Origin of the sequence: Saezia sanguinis (assembly GCF_963921665.1) — a bacterium.
Taxonomy (GTDB): Bacteria; Pseudomonadota; Gammaproteobacteria; order Burkholderiales; family Burkholderiaceae_C; genus Saezia; species Saezia sanguinis.
In genome coordinates this window covers 83,309-102,945 of record NZ_CAWUGC010000014.1, presented here as the reverse complement: position 1 = coordinate 102,945, position 19,637 = coordinate 83,309, and the positions used below count along the sequence as shown (strand labels likewise).

Annotated in this window: 21 protein-coding genes and 1 tRNA gene; 18 read left to right on the top strand and 4 right to left on the bottom strand. The window is 51.4% G+C overall.

Going from position 1 to position 19,637, the window contains the following annotated elements; all coding sequences use genetic code 11:
* Positions 1 to 165: 165 nt before the first annotated feature.
* Positions 166 to 993: a GTP cyclohydrolase FolE2 gene (gene folE2, locus AACY98_RS08915; protein ID WP_404948028.1), complete on the top strand. Its 828-nt coding sequence runs from the start codon at positions 166 to 168 to the stop codon at positions 991 to 993.
* 273 nt (positions 994 to 1,266) lie between these two features.
* On the opposite strand, the gene corA is transcribed toward folE2, so the two are convergent.
* Positions 1,267 to 2,253 carry a magnesium/cobalt transporter CorA gene (gene corA / locus AACY98_RS08910; RefSeq protein WP_339804201.1) on the bottom strand — a complete coding sequence of 329 codons (987 nt, stop codon included), beginning with the start codon at positions 2,251 to 2,253 and terminating at the stop codon, positions 1,267 to 1,269.
* Positions 2,254 to 2,565: 312 nt separating this feature from the next.
* Between corA and hpf the strand changes: the two genes are divergently transcribed.
* From hpf to hprK, 3 genes are all read left to right on the top strand, one after another.
* Entirely contained in the window at positions 2,566 to 2,904 is a 339-nt protein-coding gene (gene hpf / locus AACY98_RS08905; protein ID WP_126978791.1) for a ribosome hibernation-promoting factor, HPF/YfiA family, read from the top strand.
* A 281-nt stretch (positions 2,905 to 3,185) separates the two neighbouring features.
* Positions 3,186 to 3,656: a PTS IIA-like nitrogen regulatory protein PtsN gene (ptsN, locus tag AACY98_RS08900; protein WP_126978793.1), complete on the top strand. Its 471-nt coding sequence runs from the start codon at positions 3,186 to 3,188 to the stop codon at positions 3,654 to 3,656.
* Positions 3,657 to 3,701: 45 nt separating this feature from the next.
* Positions 3,702 to 4,670, top strand: a complete 969-nt coding sequence (hprK, locus tag AACY98_RS08895) for an HPr(Ser) kinase/phosphatase (protein WP_126978795.1) — start codon at positions 3,702 to 3,704, stop codon at positions 4,668 to 4,670.
* Between the two features lie 44 nt (positions 4,671 to 4,714).
* On the opposite strand, the gene fur is transcribed toward hprK, so the two are convergent.
* On the bottom strand, positions 4,715 to 5,143 hold the full coding sequence (gene fur, locus AACY98_RS08890; protein WP_126978797.1) for a ferric iron uptake transcriptional regulator: 429 nt from the start codon (positions 5,141 to 5,143) through the stop codon (positions 4,715 to 4,717).
* A 173-nt stretch (positions 5,144 to 5,316) separates the two neighbouring features.
* Here fur and AACY98_RS08885 point away from each other — a divergent pair, with 173 nt between their 5' ends.
* From AACY98_RS08885 to AACY98_RS08820, 14 genes are all read left to right on the top strand, one after another.
* Entirely contained in the window at positions 5,317 to 5,916 is a 600-nt protein-coding gene (locus AACY98_RS08885; protein WP_126978799.1) for an outer membrane protein assembly factor BamE, read from the top strand.
* Between the two features lie 75 nt (positions 5,917 to 5,991).
* Positions 5,992 to 6,816 (top strand): 4-hydroxy-tetrahydrodipicolinate reductase, encoded by an 825-nt coding sequence (dapB, locus tag AACY98_RS08880; RefSeq protein ID WP_339804195.1) that lies wholly within the window; start codon positions 5,992 to 5,994, stop codon positions 6,814 to 6,816.
* Between the two features lie 104 nt (positions 6,817 to 6,920).
* Positions 6,921 to 9,581: a leucine--tRNA ligase gene (leuS, locus tag AACY98_RS08875; RefSeq protein WP_339804192.1), complete on the top strand. Its 2,661-nt coding sequence runs from the start codon at positions 6,921 to 6,923 to the stop codon at positions 9,579 to 9,581.
* 47 nt (positions 9,582 to 9,628) lie between these two features.
* Positions 9,629 to 10,123 (top strand): LPS assembly lipoprotein LptE, encoded by a 495-nt coding sequence (gene lptE / locus AACY98_RS08870; RefSeq protein ID WP_339804190.1) that lies wholly within the window; start codon positions 9,629 to 9,631, stop codon positions 10,121 to 10,123.
* 18 nt (positions 10,124 to 10,141) lie between these two features.
* Positions 10,142 to 11,260, top strand: coding sequence for a DNA polymerase III subunit delta (gene holA / locus AACY98_RS08865; protein ID WP_339804187.1), 1,119 nt, complete (start codon positions 10,142 to 10,144; stop codon positions 11,258 to 11,260).
* 117 nt (positions 11,261 to 11,377) lie between these two features.
* The gene (locus tag AACY98_RS08860) at positions 11,378 to 11,926 is read left to right on the top strand and encodes an ATP synthase subunit I (protein WP_162615256.1); all 549 of its coding nucleotides are present in this window, start codon (positions 11,378 to 11,380) and stop codon (positions 11,924 to 11,926) included.
* Complete coding sequence (gene atpB, locus AACY98_RS08855; RefSeq protein ID WP_126978811.1) at positions 11,916 to 12,818, top strand: F0F1 ATP synthase subunit A; 903 nt, start codon at positions 11,916 to 11,918, stop codon at positions 12,816 to 12,818. The genes AACY98_RS08860 and atpB overlap by 11 nt, the downstream gene beginning before the upstream one ends.
* 77 nt (positions 12,819 to 12,895) lie before the next feature.
* On the top strand, positions 12,896 to 13,144 hold the full coding sequence (atpE, locus tag AACY98_RS08850; RefSeq protein ID WP_126978813.1) for a F0F1 ATP synthase subunit C: 249 nt from the start codon (positions 12,896 to 12,898) through the stop codon (positions 13,142 to 13,144).
* Positions 13,145 to 13,228: 84 nt separating this feature from the next.
* Positions 13,229 to 13,699, top strand: a complete 471-nt coding sequence (locus AACY98_RS08845) for a F0F1 ATP synthase subunit B (RefSeq protein WP_126978815.1) — start codon at positions 13,229 to 13,231, stop codon at positions 13,697 to 13,699.
* 15 nt (positions 13,700 to 13,714) lie between these two features.
* Positions 13,715 to 14,257 (top strand): F0F1 ATP synthase subunit delta, encoded by a 543-nt coding sequence (locus AACY98_RS08840; protein WP_339804183.1) that lies wholly within the window; start codon positions 13,715 to 13,717, stop codon positions 14,255 to 14,257.
* Between the two features lie 34 nt (positions 14,258 to 14,291).
* Positions 14,292 to 15,845 carry a F0F1 ATP synthase subunit alpha gene (gene atpA / locus AACY98_RS08835; RefSeq protein ID WP_126978819.1) on the top strand — a complete coding sequence of 518 codons (1,554 nt, stop codon included), beginning with the start codon at positions 14,292 to 14,294 and terminating at the stop codon, positions 15,843 to 15,845.
* A 48-nt stretch (positions 15,846 to 15,893) separates the two neighbouring features.
* A complete protein-coding gene (gene atpG, locus AACY98_RS08830) occupies positions 15,894 to 16,775 on the top strand; it encodes a F0F1 ATP synthase subunit gamma (RefSeq protein ID WP_126978821.1) in 882 nt (293 codons plus the stop codon).
* Between the two features lie 29 nt (positions 16,776 to 16,804).
* A complete protein-coding gene (atpD, locus tag AACY98_RS08825) occupies positions 16,805 to 18,205 on the top strand; it encodes a F0F1 ATP synthase subunit beta (RefSeq protein ID WP_126978823.1) in 1,401 nt (466 codons plus the stop codon).
* Between the two features lie 102 nt (positions 18,206 to 18,307).
* Entirely contained in the window at positions 18,308 to 18,733 is a 426-nt protein-coding gene (locus AACY98_RS08820) for a F0F1 ATP synthase subunit epsilon (protein ID WP_126978825.1), read from the top strand.
* 185 nt (positions 18,734 to 18,918) lie between these two features.
* Here the strand turns inward: AACY98_RS08820 and AACY98_RS08815 are convergent, their stop codons facing one another.
* Positions 18,919 to 19,155, bottom strand: coding sequence for a hypothetical protein (locus AACY98_RS08815; RefSeq protein WP_126978827.1), 237 nt, complete (start codon positions 19,153 to 19,155; stop codon positions 18,919 to 18,921).
* 289 nt (positions 19,156 to 19,444) lie between these two features.
* Positions 19,445 to 19,520 (bottom strand) — tRNA-Arg (locus AACY98_RS08810).
* Positions 19,521 to 19,637 lie beyond the last annotated feature (117 nt).

Genomic DNA, 19,637 nt, shown 5'->3' with positions numbered 1-19,637 from the left:
CACCCTACAATCAGGCAAGGATTCTCAAACCTGCAACAATTTCACTTTGGGAGAATGTTGAATGAGATGTTTTCCTGATCTTTGCCGGGTGGGCGTGTTGATTAAAAAATGCAGAAATATGCCCATGCCGCGTCATCAAGCGGAAATTAAAAGGTATAACCACAAGTGAATGGATTTGATAAATTGATGATGTTGCCAGATGTTCAAGCCAGTGCAGACCCCCGCCATATTGCAATTGACAGGGTAGGGGTGAAGTCTGTGCACTATCCGGTGACGATTTTGGGCGCGGATAACCAGGCCAAGCCTTCTATTGGGCTTTTTGATCTGTATGTGGCCTTGTCGGCCGAGGTCAAGGGCACGCACATGTCGCGCTTCATTGAGCTGCTGGACAGCCAGTTGGAGCCATTGTCCGTTGCTTCCATGCGCTCGTTACTGGACGTGATGCTTGGACGCCTGGAAGCGCAGGGTGGCTCGATCCATGTCAAAGCCCCGTTTTTTGTGCATAAAAAGGCGCCGGTTTCAGGGGTTGGCAGTCTGATGGACTATGAAGTCAGTTGGGATGCCCGGCGCGACCAAGGGACCCAAACCACATCTGTTGTACAAACTGTACAGGTGCCGGTGAAAAGCCTGTGTCCTTGCTCGAAGGAAATTTCGGATTATGGCGCCCATAATCAGCGTTCTCATGTTACGATCAGCGTGGAGTTGGCTGAGAATAGTACGTTGAGTCTGGAAGAGCAGATCCGGTTTGCTGAGGATAATGCGTCCTGTGAATTGTGGGGTCTGCTGAAGCGGCCTGATGAAAAGTATGTAACCGAGCGGGCTTACGACAACCCCAAGTTTGTGGAAGATATGGTGCGCGACGTGGCCGTGAGTTTGAATCAGGACGCACGCATTGTGGCTTACAAGGTGACATCCGAGAATTTCGAGTCAATACACAATCATTCGGCTTTTGCGTGTATTGAGCATCGTAAAAAAAATGATGGCGAATTGTGAGAAAAAGTTGTTAAAATGAACAAGTATTAAAAATAGATTAATATGGTAAAAGTTTTTTACTGTGGGGCCTGCCCAGGATTTCCTGGCTGATAAATCTGGAGCGATTTTCCTCCCTCCCTCGCTCGCTTCCTCTTCGCCCAGGTTGCCCCATGGTTTTTTATTAAAAAATGCCCTGTACTCAAAAAGTGCAGGGCATTTTCATATTGCCGACCTGGCATTTTAAATGCCCAGATGTATTCGCATAAAAGCAGATTCAGAGCCTTCTGAAGGGGGTTATTTCAACCAGCCTTTGCGCCAGAAAATGATAAAAGGTGCAGCTACCGTCAGTATCATCAGGCCCAAAGCAAACGGATAGCCATATTCCCAGTGGATTTCAGGCATGATGTCAAAGTTCATGCCGTAAATGCTGGCAATCAGTGTGGGCGGGAGCAGTGCAACGGAAACCACGGAAAAGATCTTGATGATCTTATTTTGGTTGATGTTGATGAAACCCACGGTGGCATCCATCAGGAAATTGATTTTTTCAAATAAAAATGCCGTATGAGAGTCTAACGAGTCGATATCTCGCATGATCTGCCTGGCATCTTCAAACTGTTCTGCATTCAAAATGCGCGAGCGCATCAGGTAGCCCACGGTACGGCGGGTTTCCATCACGTTGCGGCGAATGCGGCTGTTCAAGTCCTCCTCCAGTGCAATGGTGGAGAGGATTTCGCCAGCCAGTTGATCGCTCATGGTGCTGGTCAATACGTTGCGGCTGACCTTGTCCAGGTCGTCATATATGCCTTCGAGTGCCTCGGCCGAATATTCCACCTCTGTGGCGTACAGCTCTAACAAGACCTCTTTGGCGCCTTCTATCAGGCCGGGCATGCGCCGGGCACGCAACCGCAGCAGCCGGAAAACGGGCAGATCTTCCGTATGAATGGAAAACAGGCGATCGGGTTGCGAGCCGTCTTTGGAGAGTTGCAAAATAAAGACAACAGGGACGTTGCGTGGCTGTTTGTCGTCATCAATCAGGAAATTGCAGCGGATATGAAACGCCCCGTCAATTTCGTCTTCAAAAAACCGGGCGGATTCTTCTAGGTCGTCATTTTCCAGGTCGGTTGGCAGGCGGACCCCATATTTTCGGGCAACCCATTGTTTTTCTTCTATGGTGGGAGCTTCCAAGTCAACCCAGATCGGGAGCAGTTGTGCCAGTGCTTCCTGATGTTCAATTTCTTCTTGGTGAAGACGGCCATTGGTTAAAGAAAAAACATTGAGCATGTAAGCACTCCGTTCATGTCTTGCGAGTCATCCGAGGTCCGAGCGCAATGTGACCCTTTGTGATTATCGCATCACCCTGAGGGAAAAGTGTGAATTGATGTTATATAAAGTGATACAAAGTGCGTTGGCCGGATGCACCGAGCACAAGGATTGACTTGACACAAGAGAATCCATCTTTTTAAAGGGCTTTCATTGCGCTTATCAGGGAACCAATGCACACTGTTACTTATCTGAATTAATAAGACACGAGCGGTAGTATGCAAATTAATTCAGATCGGTAATTGTATCCTTGATGGAGTCAGGAGGTTATATATGAATTTGACGATCAGTGGACATCATGTGGAAGTGACACCTGCACTGCGTGAATATGTCAGCAATAAGCTGGAACGGGTCATGCGCCATTTCGATCAGGTGGTTGAAATTATCGTGGTGCTCTCAGTTGATAATTCTAAAGAAAAGGATCGTCGCCAGAAAGTCAGTTGTACTGTGCGTGTCAAAGGACGTGACATTTTTGTTGAAAATACGGATGCTGACTTGTATGCAGCCATTGACATCCTAGTGGACAAGCTGGATCGCCAGGTTGGAAAATACAAGGAAAAACAAACCATGAAAAAAGGGGCTGAATCAGTCAAATACATGGAAAAGGAATAATCTTCTTATAAGAGCATAGTCTCTTCAATTTAGATTGAAAACAGGCGTACCTTTTATTCCACCAGTCTGGAATTCGGGTACGCTTATGTATTTTGAGCGTAACTATTTGTTATGCGTAGAGTTTTTGCGCCGTATGCTGGTTTGCAGCCAGCCGGTGCAGGTTACTTGAGTGAGCAGGGAACTCCAATTGGGCAAGGCCGCAACATGGCTTTGTTCAATGTTCCTTATAATGCTCTTTTGTATTGGATGTGCCGGGGTGGCAACGCCCTGGGAGTAAAGTTATGAATCGTTTTGCAGCCATTTTGTCTCCCGACCATGTTCAGGTAGATGTGAGCGCAACCAGTAAAAAACGTGTGTTTGAATATATTGGGTTGTTGTTTGAGCGGCTCAACGGCATCGCACGTGCGGATGTTTCCGATAATCTGTTTGCACGTGAGCGGCTAGGGTCTACCGGACTGGGGCATGGTGTGGCTATTCCGCACGGGCGTATCAAAGGGTTGACACAGCCTTTGGCAGCGATACTGCGTTTGCAGCAGCCTATTGGTTTTGATGCCCCTGACGAGCAGCCCGTTGGCCTGCTGTTTTTTTTGCTGGTTCCCGAAGCCGCAACCCAGCAGCATCTGGAGATTCTCTCCGAGATTGCAGAAATGCTTTCCAATCGGGAATTGCGCGAACAACTGTTCCAGACAGGTGATGCGCAGCAGTTATACGATATGATTGCCCAATGGGCTCCGATGCCGTCGGCAACCTGAGCTGCCATGGTTTGTTATCCACTTCTATAAGGCCGATAAAGGCGTATGCAATTTGCAGATGTCACCATTGATATGCTTTTTGAAGCCCATCGCAGTATGCTGCGCTGGCAATGGCTGGCCGGGCAGAGCGCTGCCGAGCGGAAGTTTGCGCCACAGGCCATCGAGCGGGCCAAGTCCAGTGCCGATCTGGCAGGGTATCTGAATTTTATCCATCCGCACCGGGTGCAGGTGCTGGGTGAGCAGGAAATCGCTTATCTCCAAAGTAAACCCCAGGATGAACTGGTCCAAAGTCTGAATGCCATTGTGCCTTTGGAGCCACCGGTATTGATTGTCGCCGATGCGCAACAGGTGCCCGAGCATCTGGTGCTTTTGTGCGAAAGAGCACCCATCCCCTTGTTTACCACCAACGAATCTGCGGCCTATGTGATTGATGTGCTGCGGGCTTGGCTTTCCAAACGCTTTGCCCAGCGCACCAGTGTTCATGGCGTATTCATGGATATTTTTGGCATGGGCGTTTTGCTGGTGGGCGAGTCCGGCCTGGGCAAAAGCGAACTGGGGCTGGAGCTGATCTCCCGTGGGCATGGACTGGTGGCGGATGATGTGGTGGATTTTGCGCTGGTTGCGCAGGGCATCATTGAAGGGCGCTGCCCGCCGCTGCTGGAGAATTTGCTGGAAGTGCGCGGAATCGGCCTGCTGGATATCCGGACCATTTTTGGTGAAACTGCCATGCGGCGCAAAATGCGCCTCAAGCTGATTGTGCATCTGGTTCGCCGGGAGGTTCTGGAACGTGATTTTGAACGCCTGCCGCTGGAGCCTTTGGAGCAGGACGTGCTGGGCGTCGCGGTACGCAAGGTGATGATTCCGGTGGAGGCTGGCCGCAACATTGCCGTGCTGGTGGAAGCGGCAGTGCGCAATACAGTATTGCAACTGCGCGGGATTGATACATTCAGTGAATTTTTAAGCCGCCACCACCGGGCCATGGACGATGGCGGACAGACTGAAAGCTCAGAGTAGGTTACGCTGACGCCCTGTGTTCAGGGCGGTTTTCTAAACCATGGTTATGGATTTTTCGCAGCACAGCTAGCACACAGGCCATACATGGCCAGCGCGTGCTCCTGCAACTGGAATTTATATTTTTTGGCAATTTCATATTGCCGTTTTTCAATTTCTGAATCGACAAACTCTTCCACTTTGCCACAAGAGAGGCACACCATATGGTCATGGTGTTCGCCCTCATCAAGCTCGTAAATGGATTTACCCGGCTCGAAATTGCTGCGGCGTAACAGACCGGCATGTTCAAACTGGGTCAAAACCCGGTAGACAGTCGCCAGCCCAATGTCAGAGTGGTCATTGATTAAAACGCGAAACACGTCCTCAGCCGACAGATGGCGCTGATTGCTGGTTTTGAAAATCTCCAGAATTTTCAGTCTGGGCAGCGTTGCCTTGAGACCATTACTTTTCAGGTTGTCAATGTTGTCAGAGCTCATGTTGTCCTAATCAGCGTTACAGCCAAGCCATTTCATGAAAACAGCTGCTAAGTTGAAGGGGAATGATGGGGTAAGTTTCAGGGTTTAAACCAATATGAGATGATCTGATCTTACCCAGATTGTATCTTCCCTATTACAATAGACCATTCATCATATAAGGTTTGTGCAACTTTATGTATAAACAACAGTGTATTCCACCATTATCTGTACGTCTATTTGCCGGCGGCGTTTTTTCGCTGTGCCTGCTTTTGCTTGCAGGATGCAGTGGCGTTGACAAGGCCTCCAATTCGCTGGTTTCTGCTTTATCCCCCTATAAAATGGAGGTGGTGCAGGGCAATTTTGTTTCCAAAGAGCAGGCAGCCCTGATTCAGCCCGGGATGTCCCGTAACCAGGTGCGTACCATTTTAGGCACCCCCTTGCTGGTGGATATTTTCCATCCTGAGCGCTGGGACTATGTGTTTTCCATCAACCGTCAGGGGGTAGATCCCCTGGAGCGACGCTTTACAGTCCATTTCAGCGGTGACACCGTGGCAAGTGTGGAAGCGTCAGGCGAACTTTTGAGCGAAGAAGAGTTTGTCCGCCATCTGGATGCGGTTGTGGAAGATGATGATGAAGTCGAAATTCCTGTACTGCAAGCCACGCCAGAGCAACTGGAAGAGGCGTCCAAAGCGGCACAGGCTTATCGCGACAGAATGCAGCAGATGCAAGGCGAGGCTCCGGATTCGGCAGCCAGACCTGCGGGATATTATCCGCCACTGGATTCCAACTACTGATCTGATTTCGGGCGGTTGCTGTACCACCGGGCTTGTTGCCCTGAACGCGAGTTGAAGTTGAAAAGGTAAGATGTCATGGGTGCTCCATCCACACAATTGCGTATTGCCATTGCCGGCGCTTCCGGGCGCATGGGCAAAATGCTGGTTGAGGCGGTGCTGGCCGCACCCGATTGTGAGCTGGCTGCTGCGTTGGTTCCTGCGGGCGAAGCGTTGATTGGTCAGGATGCGGGTGCCTTCCTGGGGCAAACCACAGGCGTGCTGGTTCAGGCCGATACCCAGCAAGCGTTGGCGGCGTCCAAAGCACAGTACCTGATTGACTTTACCCGCCCTGAAGGTTCGATGGTGCATGTACAAAGCTGCGCTGCGCTGGGTATCAAAATGGTTATCGGAACAACCGGGTTCAGCGATAGCCAGAAACAAGAAATTGCTGCGGCAGCGCAGAAGATTGCACTGGTACTTTCGCCCAACATGAGTGTGGGCGTGAATGTGACGTATAAGCTGCTGGAGCTGGCGACGAAGGCGCTGCAGCCTGGGTATGATATTGAAGTGATTGAAGCGCACCACCGTCATAAAGTGGATGCCCCTTCGGGGACTGCCATTGGGATGGGGGAGGTGATTGCCCGGACTTTGGGGCAGCCGCTGGAAGATATTGCGGTGTATGAGCGCTACGGGCATACCGGTGAGCGCAAGCCGGGCAGTATCGGGTTCGCCACCATTCGGGGCGGCGATATTGTGGGCGACCATACGGTGATGTATGCCGGAACGGGTGAGCGGATTGAGATCAGTCACAAGTCCTCCAGCCGTGCTACCTATGCACAAGGCAGCCTGCGGGCTGTGCGGTACCTGGCGCAGAAAGCCGCCGGGCTATATGATATGCAGGATGTGTTGGGTCTGAAATAATATTTCAACGCTCTGACACATCACAAAGTGCTGTGACAGGCACTTTGTTTGTTTTTTAGCCGAATTAATTCAATAACCTAACCTTAACCAATAAAGTCAGCATCATGGAAGAGAAGTTTTCACCCAGCGCCATTGAACAGCAAGCCCAGTCCTGGTGGCAGCAGGGTGACGTTTACCGGGTAACAGAAGACCAGAGCAAACCTAAATTTTATGCCTGCTCCATGCTGCCCTATCCATCGGGGAAGCTGCACATGGGGCATGTGCGCAATTACACCATCAATGACATGCTGACGCGGCAGTTGCGGATGAAGGGCTACAACGTTCTGATGCCGATGGGGTGGGATGCGTTTGGCTTGCCGGCAGAAAATGCCGCGATGAAAAGCAAGGTGCCGCCTGCTAAGTGGACGTATGACAACATCGCCTATATGAAAAAGCAGATGCTGGCGATGGGGCTGGCGATTGACTGGTCGCGTGAAATCACAACCTGTTCGCCGGACTACTATCGCTGGAACCAATGGCTGTTTTTGAAGATGCTGGAAGCTGGTGTGGCAGAACGCCGTACCCAGGTAGTGAACTGGGATCCGGTGGATCAGACGGTGCTGGCTAACGAGCAGGTGATTGAAGGGCGCGGCTGGCGTTCCGGCGCACTGGTTGAAAAACGTGAAATTCCGGGCTATTACCTGAACATCACGAAATATGCCGAAGAGCTCAATACCTGTGTGGCCGATCCTGAAAATCCCAATTACCTGAAAGACTGGCCGGCACCGGTGCGGCTGATGCAGGAAAACTGGATCGGTAAAAGCCAGGGCGTGCGCTTTGCGTTTACGCACGGTATCAAAGGTGCTGATGGCCGGTTGATACAGGATGGCCGCATGTACGTGTTTACAACGCGTGCTGATACCATCATGGGAGTAACATTCTGTGCAGTGGCGCCTGAGCACCCCTTGGCACAACATGCGGCACAGGGCAATCCGGAACTGGCCACGTTTATTGAAGAATGCCAAAAAGGCGGCACAACAGAGGCTGAGCTGGCACTGAAGGAAAAAGAAGGCAAGCCAACAGGGCTGCATGTGGTGCATCCGGTGACTGGTGAACAGGTGCCTGTGTGGGTCGGCAATTACGTGCTGATGAGCTACGGTGATGGCGCTGTGATGGGGGTGCCCGGACATGACGAACGTGATTTTGCCTTTGCGCTGAAATACGGCCTGCCGATCAAGCAGGTGATTGCGGTGGAAGGTGAAACATTCAGCAACACGGCATGGCAGGAATGGTACGCTGACAAGCAGCGTGGAGTCTGCGTGAATTCGGGCATACTGGATGGGTTGGGGCTTGAGGCCGCCGTGGATAAAGTGGCTGAATTGCTGCAGGCCAAAGGCCTGGGCGAAAAGAAAACCACGTTCCGACTGCGCGACTGGGGTATCAGCCGCCAGCGTTACTGGGGCACACCGATCCCCATCATTCACTGTGAAAGCTGTGGTCCGGTGCCGGTGCCGGAAAAAGATTTGCCGGTGGTGCTGCCCGAAGATCTGGTGCCTGATGGTTCGGGTAATCCGCTGAACAAGAGTGAAGCCTTCCTGAAAGTGAATTGCCCATGCTGCGGCAAACCGGCACGGCGCGAAACCGATACCATGGACACGTTTGTGGATTCGTCGTGGTATTACATGCGTTACTGTGATGCGCACGACGACACACAGATGGTCGGCGCTGGCACCAAGTACTGGATGCCGATGGACCAGTACATTGGTGGCATTGAGCATGCCATTTTGCACTTGCTGTATTCGCGTTTCTGGACGCGTGTCATGCGTGATCTGGGGCTGGTGTCGTTTGATGAACCGTTTACCCGCCTGCTGACGCAGGGCATGGTGCTCAACCATATTTACCGGCGTAAAACAGCCGCAGGCGGCATAGAATATTTTTGGCCCAAAGACGTAGACAATGTCTATGACGAAGGCGGCAAGATTATTGGTGCCAAATTGAAGTCGGATGGCTCGGAGATTGAATATGGTGGCATTGGCACCATGAGCAAATCCAAAAACAACGGGGTAGACCCGCAGGATCTGATTGAACGCTATGGCGCAGATACGGCGCGTTTTTACACCATGTTCACATCGCCTCCGGATGCGACGCTGGAGTGGAATGACGCGGCCGTGGAAGGCTCGTTCCGCTTCCTGCGCCGGGTGTGGGCGTATGTGTACCGGCAGGTCGGTGTCATCTCTCAGGCCGGCAATGATTTTGCGGGCGCTGGCGCAGTGGTGAAAGCTTTGCGCTATGAAGTGCACAGTGTGTTGCAGCAGATAGACTTTGACTACGGACGCATGCAATACAACACAGTGGCTTCTGGCGCGATGAAGCTGCTCAATGCGCTGGAAGGGTTTAATCCCGATCAGGTCGCAGTCGCCGAACAGCCAGCCGCTACAGCAGCGATGCGCGAGGGAACCAGTATTTTGCTGCGCACGCTGTATCCGGTTTGTCCGCATGTCTGCTGCGTGTTGTGGCAGGAACTCGGGCTGGACAAGCAATGGGGCAGCCTGCTGGATGCACCGTGGCCGCAGGTTGATGCTGCAGCATTGGTGCAGGATGAAGTTGAACTGATGGTGCAGGTCAGTGGCAAGCTGCGTGGCAAAATTACGGTGAGTAAAGATGCAGATCGGGCGACCATTGAGGCTGCGGCACTGGCCAGTGAGGCGTTCCAGAAATTTGGCGGTGATGCTGCACCAAAAAAAATCATCATTGTGCCAGGGCGTCTGGTCAATGTGGTGGTGTAAAGTTAACGTGTGTTGAGTGCGATGGAATCAGAGTAAAGGCTGCAAGTATGCAAAAACAAAACCGCCGTTATTTTCTTGGAGGGCTGGCTGGCACCGTTGCTATGCTGAGTGGCTGTGGTTTTCAGTTGCGCCAGGCACCGGAATTTCATTTCCAGAGATTGTGGCTGGGAGGCACTTCGGAGGTGCTGGTGTTTTTGCGGCGTGAGCTGGCGCGTGTAAGCAGCGTCAAGATTGTCAGTAACCCGGCAGAGGCAGAGGTACTGCTGGAGATTATGTCTGACGTGCGGCGTGATTTCGCGGTCGGGCAAACGCCTTATGGCGAAGTGCGGGAAATCCAGATGCGTTCAACACTGACATTCCGCTTGTGGGCGCAGGGGCAGGATCCGCTGGCAACTGAGGATGAGCTGGAACAGTACCGCGAATACAGCTATTCAGAAACACAGGCGCTGGCTAAAGGCGATGAGCAGGACCTGCTGTTCCGGGATATGAGCCAGAGCATGGCGCAGTTGCTGTTGTGGCGTCTGGCCTCCATGCGGCCCTGATACTGACCGGAGCAATACATGGCCCAGGTTGCAGCCCGTCAATTGTCGAGTCTCTTGTCGAAAGCGCTGGGCCGGCTTTATGTCTTGGTGGGCGAAGAGCCTTTGCAGCAGTTGGAAAGCGCCGATGCTATTCGAGCGGCGGCACGTACGACGGGGTTTACCGAGCGCACGGTATTTACGGTAACTGGCGCGCGGTTTGACTGGTCTGAAGTGCTGGCCGCAACCAGCGCACAAAGTTTGTTTGCCGACAGGCAGATCATTGAAATCCGCATTCCATCGGCTAAGCCCGGGCGTGAAGGCGGGGTTGCGTTGCAGCAGTTAGCACAGCAGACAGATGCCAACGGCGATACGTTGGTGCTGGTTTCCTTGGGAGACCGGATGGACCGCTCAGCCAAAAATACCGCCTGGTTCAAGGCGTTGGAGCAGCATGGCACGGTTGTGGCATGTGATCCTGTTGACAGGGCAGCGTTGCCGCAGTGGATCACGCAACGTCTTGCTGCGAAAGGGCTGCAACTGCAGCCTGCGGAGGAAGGCAAGAGAGCATTGTCTTTTTTTGCCGACCATGTCGAAGGTAACCTGCTGGCTGCACACCAGGAGATTGAAAAACTATCATTGCTTTACCCGGCAAGCGGGCAGGCCTCGCGGATATTGAGTTTTGAAGAGGTTGAGTCTGCCGTCATGGATGTGGCGCGCTACGACCTGTTTCAGTTAACGCAGGTGATTTTGTCCGGGCAGGCGGAACGTTCTATGCGCATGCTTGACGGACTGCTGCATGAAGGGCAGCCGGCAGTGCGTATTCACTGGGTCTTGTCTGACGAAATTGCCACATTGTGGCGGGTGCGCCAGTCGCTGGAGCAGGGGCAGCCGATGCCTTTGGCGTTGCGTGAAAACAGGGTCTGGGGCGTGCGCGAGCGGCTTTATGAGCGGAGCGTTGGCCGTATGACAATACAGACGTGTCAGCAGTTGCTGGTCAGTGCACACATTTGCGATGGGCTGGTCAAAGGGCTGCCTTATCCTGGCTGGCCTTCCAGTGTGATGGAGGCATTGAGGCGGCTGGTGCTGGAGATGCTCGACGCTTTGTCTGTCCGCGAAAAAGCAGGGGGCGGCATGACCGGCAAACTGGCTTTGCATGGATGAGGATGACGCGGGGTTTTTGCAGATATCTGTTGGAATGAGAAATTTTTCACGTATAATCCCGCTTTTATGCACAGTAGCTCCTCTGCGGAGGGTGCAAGAAGGCAGGTATTTGTATCCATGAATCAGGTTGCTGGCACCATGGGCACAGGACAGAGTAAAAGCGGAGTGATTGGGATGCCCTTTTATGACGCAAACAATGATGATGAGGCGCAGGAATTCAAAGTACTGAGCGCTCAGGAGGCACAAGTTTTACAGGCAGGAATGCCCAAACTATCGTTGTGGTCTGTTTTGTGGCTGCAGTTAGTGGCGGGATTTACAGTCATTGCAATAGCTTCGTTTTGGAGCGGCTATGCTGGCGTGATGTCTTCCGCGCTGGCTGGCGTGATGGCTGCATGGGTGCCGTCGGCGGTTTTTGTTTGGCGCATGGCTGCGCAGGCAGATAACAAAGCCGGGGCTCTGATTCCTTTGGCGCGTTTGTTGTTCTGGGAATTCGTCAAAATCGGATGTGCAGTTGTCTTCTTGGTGATGGCTGTGTTATGGGTTCATCCTCTGGTCTGGCAGGCATTGCTGGCAGGGTTTGTGGTGACAGTCAAAGCATACGGTATCGCATGCTGGCTGTTGTTGAATAGGAAACAAACAGGTAAAGAGTTGATCAATGGCTGCTGAAGGCGAAGCTCAAACCGCAAGTCAATATATCCAGCATCACTTGCAACCTTGGCAGGTTCACTGGGATTTGTCCCCGGCGCACCAGACTGCTATCGTTGATTTCAGTGTGATTAACCTGGACTCTGTCATTTATTCGCTGCTGATCGGCGTTATTGGCTGTTTTGTTTTATGGCGCGCTGCCCGCAAGGCGACCTCTGGTGTGCCCGGACGGTTTCAGGCCGCAGTTGAGTTTCTGGTTGAAATGGTGGCCAATCAGGTCAAAGACACCATCAGTGTTGAGAAGAGTCGCAAGCTGATTGCACCTTTGGCATTGACGCTGTTTGTGTGGATTTTCCTGCTCAACGCGATGGACTTGCTGCCGGTGGATTTGTTGCCCTGGCTGTGGGCCAAGTTCTATGGCGCCATTGGCGGAGACCCTGCGCATGCTTATATGCGTGCTGTGCCGACAGCAGATTTGTCGGTGACTTTGGGCATGTCCATTTCCGTACTGATTTTGTGTTTCTTCTACAGTCTGAAGATCAAGGGCCTGGGTGGCTGGACGCATGAATTGCTGACAGCGCCCTTTGGCATGAGCAAAAATCCGATTTTTGCCATTATCTTGGCTGTAGCAAACTTATTCATGCAGATTGTGGAGTACCTTTCCAAGACTGTTTCCCACGGGATGCGGTTGTTCGGAAATATGTACGCAGGTGAACTGGTGTTCATGTTGATTGCATTGATGGGCGGTGCCTGGGCCTGGAGTCCTGTTGAAGCGGGATTCTGGCTGGGTATCGGGCATGTCATTGCCGGCTTTGCCTGGGCAGCATTCCACATTCTGATTATCACGTTGCAGGCGTTTATTTTTATGACGCTGGCGGTGATTTATCTGGGACAGGCGCATGACCATCACTGATGATTGTGAATGGTTCTGACTGCTGATTTTTGTTTTAATTTTTTAACTAACACGCTTTTTCTCTCAAAGGAGTTATCATGGAAAACATCCTCGGCCTCGTCGCTCTGGCTTGTGGTCTGATCGTTGGTCTTGGGGCCGCTGGCGCATCTATCGGTATTGCACTGATGGGCGGCAAGTTCTTGGAATCATCTGCTCGTCAGCCTGAATTGATGAATACCTTGCAAACCAAGATGTTCATTCTGGTGGGTCTGATTGACGCTGCCTTCCTGATTGGTGTTGCGATCGCTCTGCTGTTTGCATTTGCTAATCCCTTTGCGCTGGCTTAAGAATTATTGTCAGTGCATGAGTTTGAAGGCCCGACAAACCAATATGTTTGTAGGAACATCAACTGAACGAGGAAAGGTGTTGTTGTGAGTATCAACGCAACCCTTATCATCCAGATCATTGTTTTTGCGCTGCTTGTGTGGTTCACGATGAGTTTCGTGTGGCCACCAATTGCCAAAGCCCTGGATGAACGCGCAAAGAAAATTGAAGAGGGGCTGGCAGCAGCAGACCACGCAAAGGCAGAATTGAATGATGCCAACAAGCGTGTGGAAGAGCAGCTGGCCCATACACGTGAAGAGTCCACCCAGCGGATTGCCGATGCAGACCGCCGTGCTCAGGACATCGTCAACGAGGCGAAGTCGCGTGCTGTTGAAGAGGCCAACAAGATCATTGCTGCAGCCAAGGCTGAGGCAGATCTGCAGGCAACGCAGGCGCGTGAAGCCTTGCGTGAGCAGGTCGCCGCATTGGCAGTTAAAGGCGCAGAACAGATTCTCAAGCGTGAAGTGGATGCCAAGGCGCACTCACAAATGCTTGAGCACCTGAAAGCTGAGCTGTAAAAGGGGTAAGGTGCTATGGCTGAACTTGCAACGATTGCCCGCCCTTACGCAGAAGCCATATTTCAGGTGGCTAGCGACCAAAAGCAGTTTGCCCAATGGGGCGAGGTGCTTAACAATCTGGCGCTTGCCTGCGATACAGATGAGCTCAAGCTGCTTGCCAACGACCCTAAAGTTTTGGGGGAGCAGTTGGTGGGTTTGCTGATGTCTGTGACCAAGTCCGATGCTGTGCCGACTGAAGCGGTCAAGCGCTTTTTGGCAGAGCTGGTTGATTATGGTCGTTTATCTGCGTTGTCAGAGGTGGCTAAGCAATACCGTGTATTGTGTGATGCAACCAATGATGTCACGGAAGTGCTGATTTACAGCGCTTACCCGATTGGCGATGCAGAACTTGCGCAGCTTTTACCTGTACTGGAAAAACGGTTTGGCAGAAAACTGAAACCACAAGTGCAAATTGACGAGTCTTTGATTGGTGGTATCTGTGCAGTGGTGGGTGATGACACATTGGATATGTCTGTCAAGGCCCGTTTGGAACAAATGAAAGTGGCGTTGATGGCCTAAACAGGCCATGCGCAAAAGGAATTAGGGGAACCCCATGCAACTCAATCCCGCAGAAATTTCTGAGCTGATTAAAAGCCGGATCGAAGGTCTGACACCCAGTGCAGACATTCGCAGCGAAGGAACCGTGATCTCCGTCTCTGACGGTATTTGTCGTGTTTATGGCCTGTCTGAAGCCATGCAGGGCGAAATGTTGGAGTTTCCGCCTGCACCGGACGGCACACCGACTTTTGGTTTGGCACTGAACCTGGAGCGTGATTCGGTTGGGGTCGTGATTCTGGGGGCTTATGAGCATATTTCAGAAGGCAATACGGTTAAATGTACTGGCCGCATTCTGGAAGTGCCGGTAGGCCCGGAACTGATTGGCCGTGTGGTTAATGCGCTGGGGCAGCCGATTGACGGCAAAGGCCCGATCAACGCCAAAATGACCGACGTGATTGAAAAAGTGGCGCCTGGCGTGATTGCACGTCAGTCTGTTGATCAGCCGCTGCAGACCGGTTTGAAGGCGATTGACTCCATGGTGCCAATTGGCCGTGGTCAGCGCGAATTGATCATTGGTGACCGCCAGACCGGTAAGTCAACCATTGCCCTTGATACCATCATCAATCAGAGGGGCCAGGGCGTTACCTGTATCTACGTGGCGATCGGGCAGAAGTCCTCATCCATTAAAAACGTGGTACGCACCCTGGAAGCCAATGGCGCGATGGACTATACCGTTGTGGTTGCTGCGCCTGCTTCAGATTCTGCTGCTATGCAGTATGTATCTGCTTATGCTGGCTGCACCATGGGCGAGTATTTCCGTGACCGCGGTCAGGATGCATTGATCATTTATGATGACCTGTCCAAACAGGCTGTAGCCTACCGCCAGGTTTCTTTGCTGTTGCGCCGTCCTCCAGGCCGTGAAGCGTTCCCTGGTGATGTGTTCTATTTGCACAGCCGTTTGCTGGAACGTGCAGCGCGCGTGAACGCTGAGTATGTTGAGAAGTTCACCAACGGTGAAGTCAAGGGTAAAACAGGTTCACTGACCGCTTTGCCAATCATTGAAACACAGGCTGGTGACGTGTCCGCATTCGTGCCAACCAACGTGATTTCTATTACCGATGGACAGATCTTCCTGGAAACCAACCTGTTTAACAGCGGTATCCGCCCTGCGATTAACGCCGGTATTTCGGTGTCCCGTGTGGGTGGTGCGGCTCAGACCAAACTGATCAAAGGTTTGTCTGGCGGTATCCGTACCGATTTGGCGCAGTATCGTGAACTGGCTGCATTCTCACAGTTTGCTTCAGATCTGGACGATGCGACACGCAAACAGCTGGATCGCGGTGCACGTGTGACTGAAATGCTCAAGCAGCCGCAGTATTCTCCACTGCCAATTTCCTTCATGGCAGCTTCGCTGTTTGCCGTGAACAAAGGCTACCTGGATGGCGTGCCGGTGGAAAAAGTGCTGGAGTTTGAAACCGGTTTGCACCAGTTGCTGAAAACCAGCTATGCCGGCTGGATTGAGAAAGTGGAAGCCGCCAAAGTCATGGATAAAGATGCTGAAGCTGAGCTGACTGCAGCGCTTGATTCATTCAAGAAAAGCTTTACCTGATGGATTGTGAGATTGTGATCAGCAGGCATCAATTCAAAGGAGCTGGGCATGGCATCAGGTAAGGAAATTCGCGGCAAGATCAAATCGGTGGAAAACACCAAGAAGATCACAAAAGCGATGGAAATGGTGGCCGCCTCCAAAATGCGCAAAGCACAGGATCGCATGCGCATGGGTCGGCCGTATTCGGATAAGCTGCGTAACATTACAGCCCATTTGTCGCGCGCTAATCCGGAATACAAGCACCCGTTCATGGTTGCACCAGCCACGCCAACCAAAAAAGTGGGGCTGATTGTGATCAGTACCGATAAAGGGTTGTGCGGCGGCTTGAATACCAACATGTTTCGCGTTTTGACCAATAAGTTAACGGATTGGGACAAACAGGGCATTGAAGCACGGGCGGTGACCATCGGTGCGAAAGGTTTTGGCTTTTTGGGGCGTATCAAGGTGAAGGTAGAGGCGCAGGTTTCTCAACTGGGGGATGTTCCCCAGGTGGATAAACTGGTGGGGCCATGCAAAGTGATCATCAAAGACTTTATTGATGGCAAGCTCGATGAAGTCTACCTTTGCTACACACGTTTCATCAACACCATGAAGCAAGAGCCGATCGTAGAGCAGTTTTTGCCTTTGGCTGAAAGCCGTTTTACTCAGACAGATGAGGAAAAGCGCTCGCACGCATGGGACTATATTTATGAACCGGACGCACCGACCGTTATTGACTTTTTGATGCGGCGCTATGCTGAGGCGCTGGTTTATCAGGCAGTGGCTGAAAATATGGCCTCTGAACAGTCGGCACGTATGGTAGCCATGAAAGCGGCAACCGACAATGCAGGTAATCTCATTAACGAATTGAAGTTGGTCTATAACAAGACCCGACAGGCTGCAATTACAACCGAATTGACGGAAATTGTGGCAGGTGCTTCAGCAGTGTAACGAATAAGCGTAATCAGAAGGAACCAATCATGGCAGAAGGCAAGATTGTTCAATGTATCGGTGCAGTGGTTGACGTGGAGTTTCCACGTAACGCAATGCCTAAAATTTACGAAGCATTGAAAATGGAAGGCTCTCCGCTGGTGCTGGAAGTTCAGCAGCAGTTAGGGGATGGTATTGTTCGCACCATTGCTTTGGGCTCGTCTGACGGCCTGCGTCGTGGCATGAAAGTGCAAAATACGGGTGATGGCATTACCGTGCCGGTGGGCAAAGCCACACTGGGCCGCATCATGGACGTGCTGGGCAACCCGATTGATGAACGTGGTGATATTGACTCCTCTGAAAAGGCGATGATTCACCGCAAGGCTCCGGCTTATGAAGAGCTGGCTCCTTCCACTGAACTGCTGGAAACCGGGATCAAGGTGATTGACTTGATCTGCCCGTTTGCCAAGGGTGGTAAAGTCGGCCTGTTCGGTGGTGCCGGTGTGGGCAAAACCGTGAACATGATGGAGCTGATCAATAACATTGCAAAAGCGCACTCAGGTCTGTCTGTGTTTGCTGGTGTGGGCGAACGTACCCGTGAAGGTAATGACTTCTATCATGAAATGATGGATGCCGGTGTTGTAAATAAAGACAACTTGTCCGAATCCAAAGTGTCCATGGTGTACGGTCAGATGAATGAGCCTCCGGGCAACCGTCTGCGCGTGGCGCTGACCGGGCTGAGCATTGCTGAATCTTTCCGTGATGAAGGCCGTGACGTTTTGTTTTTCGTCGATAACATTTACCGTTTCACGCTGGCCGGTACCGAAGTATCTGCGCTGCTGGGTCGTATGCCTTCAGCGGTGGGTTATCAGCCGACTCTGGCAGAGGAAATGGGTAAACTGCAGGAGCGTATTACTTCAACCAAAGTGGGCTCCATCACCTCGATCCAGGCAGTGTATGTGCCAGCCGATGACTTGACTGACCCGTCACCTGCAACCACATTTGCTCACTTGGATTCCACCGTGGTGCTTTCCCGTGATATTGCTGCTTTGGGTATTTATCCGGCAGTGGATCCGCTGGACTCCACCAGCCGCCAGCTTGACCCGCACGTGGTGGGTGAAGACCACTATACCGTGGCACGTCAGGTTCAGGGAACATTGCAGAAGTACAAAGAACTGCGCGATATTATTGCGATTCTGGGTATGGATGAATTGTCACCGGAAGACAAACTGGTTGTGGCCCGTGCCCGTAAGATCCAGCGCTTCCTGTCACAGCCGTTCCATGTGGCTGAAGTGTTTACAGGCTCTCCTGGCAAATACGTTCCTCTGGCAGAAACCATTCGTGGTTTCAAGATGATTGTCAGCGGAGAGTGTGATGCGGTTCCTGAGCAGGCATTCTACATGGTGGGTACCATAGACGAAGCTCTGGAAAAAGCCAAAAAGATTCAATAATTCGGCTTCTCAGCAACTGGGCTGAAAAGCATATTGCAAACGCATGGCTGACTGCTGGTAGATTTGAAACAGTAAGCTGTGTGTTTGTTAGAGGAATAAATAATGGCGACTTTGCATGTGGATGTTGTCTCTGCCGAAGAGTTGATTTTTTCTGGAGAGGCTAAATTTGTGGCTTTACCTGGGGAATCAGGTGAGTTGGGGATTTTGCCGCACCATATTCCGTTGATTACCCGCATTAAGCCGGGTGCTGTGCGTATTAGGCGTGCCGATAACGATAAAGAAGAACTGGTGTTTGTTGCCGGAGGCGTGCTGGAAGTCCAGCCGAATATGGTTACAGTATTGGCTGACACAGCGATTCGTGGTGCCGACCTTGACGAAGCAAAAGCGCTTGAAGCACAGAAAGCGGCTGAAGAGGTGCTGAAGAATGCGCAAGGGGGCATGGAGCTTGCCAAAGCGCAATCTGAACTGGCATTCATGGCGGCTCAACTGTCGACCATCCGGCGCTTTAATAACAGCAGCCGAAAATAAAACTTGTTTTATTTTTTTGCGGATAAAGAAAAAGCCATCTGAAGATGGCTTTTTTAATGGGTGGCTTATTTTAAAGATACAGCTTTTCTATACAGCGCTATCCCATGCAGGATGGTTGCAGATGTTATCCAATGTATCTGTTGAATCTTTCCAAATGAAAAGTGCAGAGCCTTACATCAACAAAATTATTTAGCTTCTTCTTCGTTTTCCAGCGCTTTGCATGAAGGTGCACAGACGAACTGCATTTGCCCCAGCAGTTTGCGGGCTTTCAGTTGCGCACGTGGACGATGTTTGCCGCATAGAAAACAGGACATGGTTGCGGCACCAAAAGAGCCGGAAGAAACGAATGGTGAGCCATTGACTTTTGAACGATAGCGCAAACCGTCATCTGCGACTTGGGTTTTGGTAGGTGCTTTAGACATGGATGATCAATAGTTCCAGTATCAAGTTGAAAACGCTCAAACAAAAATAGGGACTTCCTTTTAGCGTTAATCAGGAAATCCTGTACAAAGGAGATGGTATTTCAATTTAATGAATTAACCATGACATCTGCATTTCCGTTACCAGATCTGGTGTATTTCAAACGTCCTGGTATTGACGGTTTGACCACACAGATAAAGCAGATGCTTTCTTCCTTTTGTTTCTTCTTGTCTTCACTCCCGCATGACATCAGACCCAGTAATATTCAAGTGTCCGAATTTTCTATTTGTTTGGTGCGGCTGGCGGGGATCGAACCCACGACCCTTGGCTTCGGAGGCCAATACTCTATCCACTGAGCTACAGCCGCAAAACAGATTCAACCTATGCTGTGTTCAGTGAAGATACATCAGCGTTACATTAAATATAAGCTACTTATTATACGCTAAAAGCAGCCTAAAAAGAGCTATTCGCATTAAGCGCATGT